This window comes from Pantoea sp. ICBG 828, from assembly GCF_002928355.1.
GTDB lineage: Bacteria > Pseudomonadota > Gammaproteobacteria > Enterobacterales > Enterobacteriaceae > Pantoea > Pantoea dispersa.
On the sequence record NZ_POWN01000005.1, the window covers coordinates 97,923 to 109,923 of the forward strand.

General features: G+C 58.4%; 11 protein-coding genes. 7 read left to right on the forward strand and 4 right to left on the reverse strand.

Annotation, left to right across the window (positions count from 1 at the left end; all coding sequences use genetic code 11):
- Positions 1 to 41 precede the first annotated feature (41 nt).
- The 4 genes from C1Y43_RS13285 to yejF are packed head-to-tail and all read left to right on the forward strand — an operon-like array spanning position 42 to position 5,564.
- Complete coding sequence (locus C1Y43_RS13285) at positions 42 to 1,850, forward strand: extracellular solute-binding protein (RefSeq protein ID WP_104188513.1); 1,809 nt, start codon at positions 42 to 44, stop codon at positions 1,848 to 1,850.
- A gap of 10 nt (positions 1,851 to 1,860) precedes the next feature.
- Entirely contained in the window at positions 1,861 to 2,952 is a 1,092-nt protein-coding gene (locus C1Y43_RS13290; RefSeq protein ID WP_104188515.1) for a microcin C ABC transporter permease YejB, read from the forward strand.
- Positions 2,952 to 3,974, forward strand: a complete 1,023-nt coding sequence (locus C1Y43_RS13295; RefSeq protein ID WP_058780318.1) for an ABC transporter permease — start codon at positions 2,952 to 2,954, stop codon at positions 3,972 to 3,974. The genes C1Y43_RS13290 and C1Y43_RS13295 overlap by 1 nt, the downstream gene beginning before the upstream one ends.
- The gene (gene yejF / locus C1Y43_RS13300; protein WP_104188517.1) at positions 3,975 to 5,564 is read left to right on the forward strand and encodes a microcin C ABC transporter ATP-binding protein YejF; all 1,590 of its coding nucleotides are present in this window, start codon (positions 3,975 to 3,977) and stop codon (positions 5,562 to 5,564) included.
- Here the strand turns inward: yejF and C1Y43_RS13305 are convergent.
- The 3 genes from C1Y43_RS13305 to rsuA all read right to left on the reverse strand — a co-directional run bounded on the left by C1Y43_RS13305 (position 5,558) and on the right by rsuA (position 8,143).
- A complete protein-coding gene (locus C1Y43_RS13305; protein ID WP_021509254.1) occupies positions 5,558 to 5,884 on the reverse strand; it encodes a hypothetical protein in 327 nt (108 codons plus the stop codon). The two genes, yejF and C1Y43_RS13305, sit on opposite strands and share 7 nt — an antisense overlap.
- Before the next feature lie 331 nt (positions 5,885 to 6,215).
- Positions 6,216 to 7,409 (reverse strand): Bcr/CflA family multidrug efflux MFS transporter, encoded by a 1,194-nt coding sequence (locus C1Y43_RS13310; RefSeq protein ID WP_021509253.1) that lies wholly within the window; start codon positions 7,407 to 7,409, stop codon positions 6,216 to 6,218.
- Between the two features lie 11 nt (positions 7,410 to 7,420).
- Positions 7,421 to 8,143 carry a 16S rRNA pseudouridine(516) synthase RsuA gene (rsuA, locus tag C1Y43_RS13315; RefSeq protein WP_104188519.1) on the reverse strand — a complete coding sequence of 241 codons (723 nt, stop codon included), beginning with the start codon at positions 8,141 to 8,143 and terminating at the stop codon, positions 7,421 to 7,423.
- A gap of 225 nt (positions 8,144 to 8,368) precedes the next feature.
- Here rsuA and C1Y43_RS13320 point away from each other — a divergent pair, with 225 nt between their 5' ends.
- Together C1Y43_RS13320 and rplY are read left to right on the forward strand one after the other, a co-directional pair.
- Positions 8,369 to 10,123, forward strand: coding sequence for a DEAD/DEAH box helicase (locus C1Y43_RS13320; protein ID WP_104188521.1), 1,755 nt, complete (start codon positions 8,369 to 8,371; stop codon positions 10,121 to 10,123).
- 131 nt (positions 10,124 to 10,254) lie between these two features.
- Positions 10,255 to 10,539, forward strand: a complete 285-nt coding sequence (gene rplY / locus C1Y43_RS13325) for a 50S ribosomal protein L25 (protein ID WP_058775794.1) — start codon at positions 10,255 to 10,257, stop codon at positions 10,537 to 10,539.
- 64 nt (positions 10,540 to 10,603) lie between these two features.
- On the opposite strand, the gene yejK is transcribed toward rplY, so the two are convergent.
- Positions 10,604 to 11,608, reverse strand: coding sequence for a nucleoid-associated protein YejK (gene yejK / locus C1Y43_RS13330; protein WP_021509250.1), 1,005 nt, complete (start codon positions 11,606 to 11,608; stop codon positions 10,604 to 10,606).
- A gap of 158 nt (positions 11,609 to 11,766) precedes the next feature.
- On the opposite strand from yejK, the gene C1Y43_RS13335 reads away from it, so the two are divergent.
- Positions 11,767 to 11,994, forward strand: a complete 228-nt coding sequence (locus C1Y43_RS13335) for a YejL family protein (RefSeq protein WP_021509249.1) — start codon at positions 11,767 to 11,769, stop codon at positions 11,992 to 11,994.
- Positions 11,995 to 12,001 lie beyond the last annotated feature (7 nt).

Here is a 12,001-nt window from a genome sequence, read left to right on the forward strand (position 1 = left end):
CTACCATACAGTGCGGATTACCACAGGAGAGCGCCCCACTTATGCTGCTTCGTCTTGCCACAGCACTACTGATGTGCAGCGCCATTGCGCCGGTGCACGCGGTCACTATCCATGAAAGCTATGCCTTTGCGAAGCTGGGCGAACCGAAATACGCGGTCAACTTCAGCCATTATGATTACGCCAATCCGGCGGCGCCAAAAGGCGGCAAGATCACCCTCGCCGTGGTGGGTACTTACGACAACTTCAACCGCTATGCGTCGCGCGGCAACCCCGGTATCGGCACTGACACGCTGTACGACGGCCTGTTTACCACCTCAGACGATGAGCCCGGCAGCTACTATCCGCTGATCGCCGAATCAGCACGCTATCCCAGCGATTATCACTGGATGGAAGTGTCGATCAATCCACACGCGCAGTTTCAGGACGGTACGCCGATCACCGCGCAGGATGTTGCCTTCACCTTCGGCAAATTCATGACCGAAGGCGTGCCGCAGTTTCGCGTGGCGTTTCGTGGCGTGCAGGTGAAAGCGCTGAACCGGCTGACGGTGCGCATTGAGATGCCCAAACCAGATAAAGACCTGGTGCTGAGCTGGATCACGCTGCCGGTACTGCCGGAAAAATTCTGGCAGAACAAAAAATTCAATGAGCCGCTTGGCTATCCGCCGCTCGCCAGCGGGCCTTACCGCGTCACTTCGTACAAATCCGGCCAGTTCATTCAATATAGTCGGGTGAAGAACTACTGGGCGGCCGATCTGCCGGTGAACCGCGGTCGCTTTAATTTTGATACCCTGCGCTACGACTACTATCTTGATGACAACGTGGCTTTTGAAGCGTTTAAGGCCGGTGCCTATGACCTGCGCGAGGAGAGTTCGGCGAAGAAATGGGCCACACAATATCGCGGGCGCAACTTCACCAGCCAAGCCATTGTGAAAGCCACCACGCCGAATGACGTCGCCACCGACACGCGCTGGCTGGCGTTCAATAACGAGAAAGCACTGTTTGCCGACCGCCGCGTGCGCGAGGCGCTGACGCTGGCGTTTGATTTTGAGTGGATGAACAAAGCGCTGTTCTACGGCGCTTACAAGCGGACCGACAGCTACTTCCAGAACACCGCTTACGCCGCCAAAGGCTATCCAGACGCCGATCAGCTGGTCCTGCTCGCGCCCTACAAGGCGCAGCTGCCTGCCGAGGTATTCAACAACGCCTACGCGCCGCCGCACTCTGACGGCAGCGGCTTTGACCGCAACAATCTGCTTCGGGCGATGGCGCTGCTGAAGCAGGCCGGCTGGCAGATCAAAAATCAGCAGTTAGTAAACGTGAAAACCGGCCAGCCGTTTCAGTTTGAACTGTTGCTGCGCAGCGGTTCTCTGAACGACTGGGCGCTGCCGTTCCAGCACAGCCTGGCACGGCTTGGCATTACGATGACGCTGCGCCAGGTGGACAGTTCGCAATATCTGCGCCGGCTGCGCGAAGGCGATTACGACATGATTCCGTCGCTTTATCAGGCGATGCCGTGGCCCTCCACCAGCCTGCAGTATGTCTGGCAGTCGGATTACATCAGCTCATCGTGGAACACCGCGCGGGTAAAAGATCCGCTGGTCGACCATTTCGTGCAGCAGATCGTGGCGCATCAGGGCGATGAGAAAGCGCTGCTGCCGCTCGGTCAGGCGCTGGATCGCCTGCTGCTGTGGAACGCCTACATGATTCCGATGTGGTACAACGCCGAACAGCGGCTGGCCTGGTGGGACAAGTTTTCCCATCCGCAGATTAAACCGGCGTTTGCCACCGGGCTGGAAAACTGGTGGTACGATGTGAACAAAGCCGGTCGTTTACCGGCCGATCGACGCTGAGGAGAGCGGTTTGGGTGCTTATTTCCTGCGCAGGCTGTTGCTGATTATTCCCACGCTGTGGGCCATCATCACCCTGAATTTCTTTATCGTACAGATTGCGCCGGGCGGTCCGGTCGATCAGGCGCTGGCCAACATCCAGTTTGGTCCTAGCACCGGTCTGCCTGGCGGCGGCGGCAGTGACAGCGGCGCGCGCGGTGCGCTGGTGCGCGACAATCCCGGCGACAGCCAGTACCGCGGCGCGCGCGGGCTGGATCCGGAAGTGGTGGCAGAAATAACCCATCGCTACGGCTTCGATAAGCCACTGCTGCAGCGCTATGGCGAAATGCTGTGGAATTACCTGCGTTTTGACTTTGGCGACAGCCTGTTTCGTAACGCCTCGGTGCTGCAGCTGATTAAAGAGAGCCTGCCGGTGTCGATCAGCCTCGGGTTGTGGAGCACGCTGATCATCTATCTGGTGTCGATTCCGCTGGGCATCAAAAAAGCGGTGCGCAACGGCAGTGCGTTTGATATCTGGAGCAGCATCTTTATTATCATCGGCTACTCTATTCCGGCGTTTTTGTTTGCCATCATGCTGATTGTGCTGTTTGCCGGCGGCAGCTATCTCGACTGGTTTCCGCTCCGCGGCCTCACTTCGCCGCAGTTTGACACGCTGCCGTGGTACAGCAAAATCAGCGATTACCTGTGGCATATCACCCTGCCGGTGCTGGCTACGGTAATTGGCGGCTTTGCCACCCTGACCATGCTGACGAAAAATTCGTTCCTTGATGAGGTGCGCAAACAGTACGTCGTCACGGCGCGCGCCAAGGGCCTGGATGAGAAGCGCATCCTGTACGGCCACGTGTTTCGCAACGCCATGCTGCTGGTGATCGCCGGGTTTCCCGCCACCTTTATCAGTATGTTTTTCACCAGCTCGGTGCTGATTGAGGTGATGTTCTCACTCAACGGCATGGGGCTGCTCGGCTATGATGCCACCATTCAGCGCGACTATCCGGTGATGTTCGGCACGCTGTATATCTTTACGCTGATTGGCCTGCTGATGAATATTCTCAGTGATCTGACCTATACGCTGGTCGATCCACGCATTGATTTTGAGGGCCGCTGATGCGTTTATCTCCCGTTAACCAGCAGCGCTGGCAGCGCTTTCGTCACAACCGGCGCGGCTACTGGTCGCTGTGGCTGTTTCTGCTCATCTTTGTGCTGTCGCTGGGCGCGGAATTATTAGCCAATGACAAACCGCTGCTGGTGCATTACCAGCAGCGCTGGTACGCACCGCTGCTGTTTAACTACAGCGAGAGTGATTTTGGCGGCCAGTTTGCCACGCCGGCGGATTATCAGGATCCGTGGCTGAAACAACGTATTGACCAGCAGGGCTGGGCGCTGTGGGCTCCCATCCGCTTCAGCGACAGCACCATTCATTTCGCCACCGACGTGCCCTTCCCGTCACCGCCGTCCGCGCAAAACTGGCTGGGTACCGATGCTAACGGTGGCGATGTACTGGCGCGTCTGCTGTACGGCACGCGCATCTCGCTGCTGTTCGGCTTGCTGTTAACGCTGTTCTCCAGCGTGATTGGCATTGTGGTGGGTGCCCTGCAGGGCTACTTTGGCGGCCGCGTTGACCTCATCGGCCAGCGATTGATTGAAGTGTGGTCCGGCATGCCGACGCTGTTCATGCTGATTCTGCTCTCCAGCGTGATTCAGCCCAATTTCTGGTGGCTGTTACTGCTGACAGTGATCTTCGGCTGGATGAGCCTGGTGAGCGTCGTGCGCGCCGAGTTCCTGCGCACGCGCAACTTTGACTATATCCGCGCCGCACGCGCGCTGGGCGTGAGCGATAGCCGCATCATGCTGCGCCACATGTTGCCCAACGCCATGGTCGCCACGCTCACCTTTCTGCCGTTTATCCTGTGCGGTTCGATCACCACGTTGACCTCACTGGATTTTCTCGGCTTCGGCCTGCCGGTGGGCTCGCCGTCGCTGGGCGAACTGCTGCTGCAGGGAAAAAACAATTTACAGGCACCGTGGCTTGGCCTTTCCGGCTTCTTCGCCCTCGCCCTGCTGCTGTCGCTGCTGATTTTTATCGGCGAAGCGGTACGCGATGCCTTTGATCCGAGCCGGGGGCGCTAAATGAATTTGTTAACAGTGAATCATCTGGCGGTGGCGTTCGGGCCGCGCCGCGTGGTGGAAGATATCTCGCTGCGCATCGACGCCGGCGAAACGCTGGCGCTGGTGGGCGAATCGGGATCGGGCAAGAGCGTGACGGCGCTGTCGATTATGCGTCTGCTGCCGCAGCCGCCGGTGAGTTATCCGCAGGGCGAGATCCTGTTTGACGGGCGCGATGTGTTACAGGCCAGCGAACGTGAGATGCGCGGGCTGCGCGGCAACCAGATGGCGATGATTTTTCAGGAGCCGATGGTGTCACTCAATCCGCTGCACAGCGTGGAAAAGCAGCTGTATGAAGTGCTGTCGCTGCACCGTGGCATGCGGCGTGAAGCGGCGCGCGCTGAGATTCTCAGCTGCCTCGATCGCGTAGGCATTCGCCGGGCCGCGACGCGCCTGCAGGATTTTCCGCACCAGCTGTCCGGCGGCGAGCGCCAGCGCGTGATGATCGCCATGGCCTTGCTGACGCAGCCCAAACTGCTGATTGCCGATGAGCCTACTACGGCGCTGGACGTCACGGTGCAGGCACAGATTTTACAGCTGCTGCGCGAACTGCAGCGCGAACTGAACATGGGCATGCTGTTCATTACCCACAACCTGAACATTGTGCGTCAGCTGGCCCATAGCGTGACGGTGATGCGCAACGGGCGCGAGGTGGAACACAACCGCTGTGACGCACTATTTCGCCAGCCACAGCAGCCTTATACCCGCGAGCTGCTGGCCGCCGAGCCGGACGGCGCACCGGTACCGCTGATCGACGCGCCGCCGCTGTTGCAGGTGAATAATTTGCAGGTGGGTTTCCCGATTCGCCGTGGACTGCTGAAGCGCACCGTGGCGGAAAAAACCGCGCTACACAATCTCAGTTTTACCCTGCGGCGCGGCGAGAGCCTCGGGTTAGTCGGCGAATCCGGGTCTGGCAAAAGCACCACCGGCCTGGCGCTGCTGCGCCTGATTGCTGCGCGCGGCGAGATCTGGTTCGACGGCCAGCCGCTGCATCAGCTGAGCGCGAAGCAGCTACTGCCGCTACGCCAGCGCATTCAGGTGGTGTTTCAGGATCCCAACTCTTCACTCAATCCGCGCATGACGGTACAGCAGGTGATTGCCGAAGGGCTGGCGGTGCACCAGCCGCAGCTCAGCGCTGCCGAACAGGAAGCCAGAGTCATTGCGGTGATGGAAGAGGTTGGCCTGGAGGCAGCGAGCCGCAGTCGCTACCCGGCGGAATTCTCTGGCGGTCAGCGCCAGCGTATCGCCATCGCCCGCGCGCTGATCCTGCAGCCGCAGCTAATCGTGCTGGATGAACCCACCTCGTCGCTGGACCGCTCGGTGCAAAAGCAGATCCTCACCCTGCTGCGCCGTTTACAGCAGCAGCATCAGCTGGCGTATCTGTTTATCAGTCACGATTTGCAGGTGGTGCGCGCGCTGTGTCATCAGCTGGTGGTGTTGCGCCAGGGTGAAGTGGTGGAACAGGGTGAATGCGAAGCGCTGTTCAACGCGCCTGCAGCAGAGTATACGCGTCAGCTGCTGGCCTCCGCGCAGGGCGAGATCGGGCCTCAGTGACCGTCAAAGGTTTCGGCGATCGCCACGCCCTGATTTTTCAGACAGCAGTTAGTGGCGCTCTCGTCGCCGCGCTGAATCAGCAAACACGGCTGCCCTTCACATTCGGCAATTTTGCACTCGACCTGAATCTGCGCCAGCGTTTCCTGTAGCTGCTGCAGGATCTCCAGCGCCGGATGGCCATCATGGCTCAGCAGGCGCAGCGCGACCAGATCCCCGTCATGCGCGCCGTTCGCTGCTTCCTGGCGTTCAATGGCGCCGGCATGTTCCAGCGACCAGCGGTATAGTTGTGGTAAACGATGCACAACCGAGAGTTGCAGCATAGTGTTTCGGTTCCCAGAGACAGTAACGTTATTCACAACGGACGGCTTCATCGCGGTGAATCCCCACCTGGCAAGCTCAGCATACGGACGTCAAGGATAGCCTTCTCGTTTTAAGCACAAAGCGTGATGCAACTTTATTATTTGCGAGCTTTCTCGCATTTATGCCTATGTTTACCGCGTTACGCGGCGCTTAACAATCATTTTAGACGCAATGTCGTTACTTTTTTATCAATTAATTTTCACAATATGGAAACATTAAGCAGAGCGAGAGCGCGGAGAGGGGCAAATCAGGAGGTGAAATAACAGCGGGCTAAGGATCGACCCGCCGCCATCACGCGGTGTGGCGCGGACGGGCGGCGTAGCTGAACAGTACGATTGAGACGGTAGCGCACAGCGCGATGGTGGCGACCATCGGCCAGGCGCTGTTGACGCTGACCAGCGACAGTAGCGCGCCAACCAGCGCACCGACGCCAAAGCGCAGCGTACCGGCCAGCGAGGATGCGGTGCCGGCCATATGGGGAAATTCGTCAAGGATCACCGCCATCGCATTGGAGGAGACGGTCGATACGCAGCCAATAAACATTGCCACGCCAAACACCAGCGGCAGGAAACCGAGGTTGAGCGCGCTGACAATCAGCAGCCAGATGCCCATGGCAAACTGAATCAGCAGACCGAGGCGGAACATCGCCAGGGGTCCGAAACGGCGCACCGCGCGGCTGTTAATCAGCGTCATGACAAACAGAAACACCACGTTGAGGCCAAAGTAGTAGCCGAAATTCTGCGGCGACACATGGTTCACTTCAATGTAAACAAACGGCCCGGCATTAAGAAAGGTAAACAGCCCGGCAAACGAGAAGCCGCTTGCCAGCATATAGCTGAAGGCGCGTTTGTGCCGCACCAGCGCGACAAAATTGCTCAGCGTGGTGCGCAGGTGAAAACGCTGCCGCTGCTCGGGCTTAAGCGTTTCGCGGATCTGCGTTACCACCAGCACGGTGGTGATCAGCGCCGCCAGCGCCAGCGTCCAGAAGATGGCGTGCCAGTTCCACAACAGCAGCAGCCAGCCGCCGATGATTGGTGCCAGCAGCGGCGCAATAGTGGTGATCAGCATGACAAACGACATCATGCGCGAGAAATCTTCTTTCGAATAACTGTCGCGCATCAGGGCGTTAATCACCACGCTGGCCGCGGCGGCGGAGAGCCCGTGCAGGAAACGCATCAGAATCAGCTGGTCAATGGATTGCGACAGCGCACAGGCTGCCGCCGCGCAGGCAAAAATCAGCGTGCCAAGCACAATCACCGGTTTACGTCCGTAGCTGTCCGCCAGTGGGCCATACACCAGCTGACCAATGGCGAAGCCGAGGATGTAGAGATTCAGCGTCATCTGTACGCTGCCGGCCGACACCGCGAATTCACGAGCGATTTGCGGCATTGCCGGCAGATACATATCAATGGAGAGCGGCATCAGCATGGCCAGCAATCCCAGAATCACCACTAATCCCACCGGTGAATTTTTTTCCTTACGCACGCTGTCTCCCGCTATTTGCGCTGTTTCAGTTCGTCCGGCAGGCCGATGCTGTTGATTTCCGCCTCGGTCAGTTCACGGTATTCGCCTTCACCGAGCTCCTCATCCAGCACAATCTCACCGATGCTTTCGCGATGCAGCGCCGTGACGTGGTTGCCCATCGCCGCAAACATACGTTTCACCTGGTGATAGCGCCCTTCACTGAGGGTGAGGCGCGCGGCTTTCTCATCGAGGATTTCCAGCTGCGCCGGTTTGGTCAGATCTTTCTCGTTGTGCAGCTGAATGCCGGCAGCAAATTTTTCGATCAGCCCCGCGTCAAGCGGCTGCTCCAGTTCCACCAGATAGGTTTTCTGCAGGTGATGGCGCGGAGAAGTAATGCGATGCGACCACTGACCATCATCGGTCAGCAGCACCAGCCCGGTGGTATCAATATCCAGCCGCCCTGCCGCGTGCAGTTTGAACGCCGCCGGCTCCTCAATGAAATAGAGAATGGTGGGATGATCAGGATCGTCGGTGGAGCAGACATAGCCCTGTGGTTTATTCAGCATGAAATAGCGCGGGCCCTGCTGCACCGTCAGCGGATTGCCGTCGTACTCTACGGCATCGTCCGGCAGGACTTTATAAGCGGTGTCGCGCACCACTTCGCCATTGATGGTGATCTTTCTGCCACGTATTTCACGGCCGGCGATGGCACGGCTAACTTCCAGTTGCTGAGATATGAATTTGTCGAGTCGCATGAATTCGCTTTTTTGCCTGTTACTGCGGAGGGGAACTGAAACGGCGTTTGCCCGGTAAATCATTTACAGCGTAGCGCGGCGGCCACGGCATAATTGAGAGCAGGGTTAACCGTTGAAAAAGTGTGGGCAGTATAGCCTGAACCTTCGCCTGCTAATAGTGCCGATCCTGCGTTTCAGCCACTTTCATGGCATAATGCGCGTCCGTTCCAGAAAAAGCCGGTTCCCATGTCGTTTACCCTGCGCCCCTATCAGCAAGAAGCCGTTGATGCCACCGTTGCCCATTTTCGCCGCCACGCCACGCCAGCGGTGATTGTGCTGCCGACCGGCGCCGGCAAAAGCCTGGTGATCGCCGAACTGGCGCGGCTGGCGCGCGGTCGCGTGCTGGTGCTGGCTCACGTCAAAGAACTGGTGGAGCAGAACCACAGTAAATATCAGGCGTATGGCCTGCAGGCGGACATCTTCGCCGCGGGCCTGCAGCGCAAGCAGAGCGACGGTAAAGTGGTGTTCGGCAGCGTGCAATCAGTGGCGCGCAATCTGGCCAGTTTTGACAGCGCCTTTTCGCTGGTGATCGTCGATGAGTGCCATCGCATCAGCGACAACGAGGAGAGCCAGTATCAGCAGCTGTTCGCCCATCTGCGCCAGCACAATCCGCAGCTGCGTCTGCTGGGGCTGACCGCCACGCCATTCCGCCTGGGCAAAGGCTGGATTTACCAGTACCACTATCACGGCATGGTGCGCGGCGACGATAACGCGCTGTTCCGCGACTGCATCTACGAATTGCCGCTGCGCTATATGATCAAACATGGCTTTCTGGTGCCACCTGAGCGGCTGGATATGCCGGTGGTGCAGTACGATTTCAGTCGGCTGATCCCGCAGAATAATGGCCTGTTCAGTGAGGCTGATCTTAACCGCGAACTGAAACAGCAGCAGCGCGTCACGCCGCAGATCATGCGACAGATCATCGAGTTCGCTGAGACGCGCCGCGGCGTGATGGTGTTTGCCGCAACCGTTGAACACGCGCGGGAAATTCTCAGCCTGCTGCCGGAAAACAGTGCGCTGGTATCGGCAGAAACCCCGGTGAAAGAGCGTGACCGGCTGATTCAGCAGTTCAAAGCGCAGCAGCTTAAGTTTCTGGTTAACGTGGCGGTGCTGACCACCGGCTTCGACGCGCCGCACGTCGATTTGATCGCCATTCTGCGCCCGACCGAATCGGTCAGCCTGTATCAGCAAATTGTCGGTCGCGGGTTGCGGCTGGCACCGGGCAAAACCGACTGCCTGATCCTCGATTACGCCGGAAACCCGCACGATCTCTTTACGCCCGAAGTCGGCGCACCGAAAGGCGCCAGCGATAACCAGCCGGTGCAGGTGTTTTGTCCGGCCTGCGGCTTTGCGAATACCTTCTGGGGCAAGGCGACCGAAGATGGCCACGTCATTGAGCACTTTGGCCGCCGCTGTCAGGGCGTGCTCGACGATGACGAGGGCAATCGCGCGCAGTGCGACTACCGTTTCCGCTTCAAAAGCTGCCCGGACTGCGGTGCAGAAAATGATATCGCCGCGCGCCGCTGCCAGCAGTGCGACAAGGTGCTGGTCGACCCCGATGATATGCTGAAAGCGGCGCTGAAGCTGAAAGACGCGCGCGTACTGCGCTGTAGTGGTATGACGCTGGCGCATGGACGCGATGATAAAGGCGAGTGGCTGCAAGCCACCTATTTTGATGAGGATGGCACCAGCGTCAGCGAGCGCTTTCGCCTGCGCACTCCGGCGCAGCGCACCGCCTTTGAGCAGCTGTTTATGCGGCCACATCAGCGTGCGCCCGGCGTGGAGCTCGGCTGGCAGACCGCCGCTGATGTGGTGGCGCTGCAGCCGCTGCTGCGCCATCCCGATTTTGTGGTGGCGCGCGCCAAAGGCCACTACTGGCAGGTGCGGGAAAAAATGTTCGATTATCAGGGACGCTATCGCCGCGCTAACGAGCTGCGCTAAGCGGCGGAATCATTTGCCCCGCTGTGGCAATCCGGCTATAATGCCGCCCGCTTTTACATCCGTAAAAGCGTATTGAATAACCGTCCTGTTGCTGGGTCGCCTGTAGCAGGAACTATAGAAGAGATCTTAAGATGTTCACTATTAATGCAGAAGTACGTAAAGAGCAGGGTAAGGGTGCGAGCCGCCGCCTGCGCGCAGCGAACAAATTCCCGGCCATCATCTATGGCGGTAAAGACGCTGCGGTTTCTATCGAACTGGACCACGACTCTGTGATGAACATGCAGGCTAAGCCTGAGTTCTACAGCGACGTGCTGACTCTGGTTGTTGACGGTAAAGAAACCAAAGTTAAAGTTCAGGCTGTTCAGCGTCACCCGTTCAAGCCAAAACTGCACCACATCGACTTCGTTCGCGCTTAATCGCTAACGGGTTGACGAAAAAACGCCGCATCTGCGGCGTTTTTTTATGGCGCAAAGCGGGCGATCACTGACCGCCGGTACGACGCTGCAGCTGATCGCGCAGATTCGGCGGCGTGCCTTTGATGGTCAGCGTATCGGTGGCCGGATCCCAGAAAATGCGCTCGCCCAGCAGCATGGCATCAAAGTTAAGCGTTAATCCCCCGCCGCTACCGGCAAATTTCGTCAGCTGACGCAGGGTGCTGCGGTCAGCCGGGAAATGCTCTTCCAACTCATAACCCTGTTCCTGGGTAAACGCCTGAAAGGTTTTTTCGCCCAGCGGCGGCAGTTCGCTGGAGAGATCTTCCAGCGCAATCTCCTCGCCCGCCTGCAGCTGTTCATTGCAATAGCTGTAGACCTGCTGGCGATAGTTCTGGCGCTCATTTTTATCCAGGCTGGACTCGGCACAGTAATCATCTACCGCCTGCAGCAGCCCGCGGTTCTGTGCTTTGGTATCCAGACCGACGCTGGCGCCGAGGAAATCCATGAAGAAATCGGCCACTTTGCGCCCCACGCGTCCGCGCAGGAAGGTCAGGTAGCGCGTGGATTCCGGGTTGGTTTCCCACTCGGTGAGATCGATACGCGCCACGATATCGGCATGGTTGATGTCCAGATAGTGCGTGCTGCTGATGTCGAGCTGCTCGTTAACGCGCATGCTCGACTGGCTGTTCAGCACCGCCACCAGCAGATACTCCACCGCCAGATAGCGATAGTGCAGAAACAGCACCACGCCGCCTTCGGCGAACGGGTATTTGCTCAGCTCGTCGCGCAGGCGTCCGGTAGCCGCACGGCTGAACGCCAGGAAGTCATCCTGCCCTTTGCGGCAGTTGCGCAGCGCTTCCGCCAGCTCGCTGTCTTCATTAAACAGGCCGTAAGCCTTGCTTTTGGCGCTATAGACGCGGTGTAACTCTTCCGCCATCTCTTCCACCGCCTGCGTGGCAGGTAGCAGGGTATCGCGCAGCACCAGTTCCAGCTGGTTTTCATCACGTTTGACTAACTGATGCAGGGCAATCTGGTCGATATCCAGACTCATGGTAGACTCTCCTTTTGGCTCAGGCGCGTATTCAAACACCGCCCGCAGCCGCTTTCAACTGCGCGCACAAACTGATCGTTCTGCTTGCGATAAAATTGCGGAAAAAAGTGCGTTGTTACGGTAATATACCGCGTTTTCACACTTGATTAGTCGACGATATGCCACAATCATCCCGTTACAGCGACGCGCGCGTCGAACAGCTTCTCGCGCAGCTGGCGCAGGTTCTTGAAAAAGACAAAGCGCCAACCGATCTTTCCCTGATGGTGTTGGGGAACATGGTGACCAATTTGATCAACACCGACATCGCACCGGCCCAGCGCCGCAGCCTCGCCCGCTCGTTTGCGGAAGCGCTGCAGTCTTCCGTGCGCGATGACAACGCCCACTAAATTGCAG

Bases quoted from the DNA above. Each gene is read 5' to 3' on its own strand.
- C1Y43_RS13285 (WP_104188513.1), top strand. From the start codon at position 42: ATGCTGCTTCGTCTTGCCACAGCACTACTGATGTGCAGCGCCATTGCG.
- C1Y43_RS13295 (WP_058780318.1), top strand. From the start codon at position 2,952: ATGCGTTTATCTCCCGTTAACCAGCAGCGCTGGCAGCGCTTTCGTCAC.
- yejF (WP_104188517.1), top strand. From the start codon at position 3,975: ATGAATTTGTTAACAGTGAATCATCTGGCGGTGGCGTTCGGGCCGCGC.
- C1Y43_RS13305 (WP_021509254.1), bottom strand. From the start codon at position 5,884: ATGCTGCAACTCTCGGTTGTGCATCGTTTACCACAACTATACCGCTGG.
- rsuA (WP_104188519.1), bottom strand. From the start codon at position 8,143: ATGCGACTCGACAAATTCATATCTCAGCAACTGGAAGTTAGCCGTGCC.
- C1Y43_RS13320 (WP_104188521.1), top strand. From the start codon at position 8,369: ATGTCGTTTACCCTGCGCCCCTATCAGCAAGAAGCCGTTGATGCCACC.
- rplY (WP_058775794.1), top strand. From the start codon at position 10,255: ATGTTCACTATTAATGCAGAAGTACGTAAAGAGCAGGGTAAGGGTGCG.
- yejK (WP_021509250.1), bottom strand. From the start codon at position 11,608: ATGAGTCTGGATATCGACCAGATTGCCCTGCATCAGTTAGTCAAACGT.
- C1Y43_RS13335 (WP_021509249.1), top strand. From the start codon at position 11,767: ATGCCACAATCATCCCGTTACAGCGACGCGCGCGTCGAACAGCTTCTC.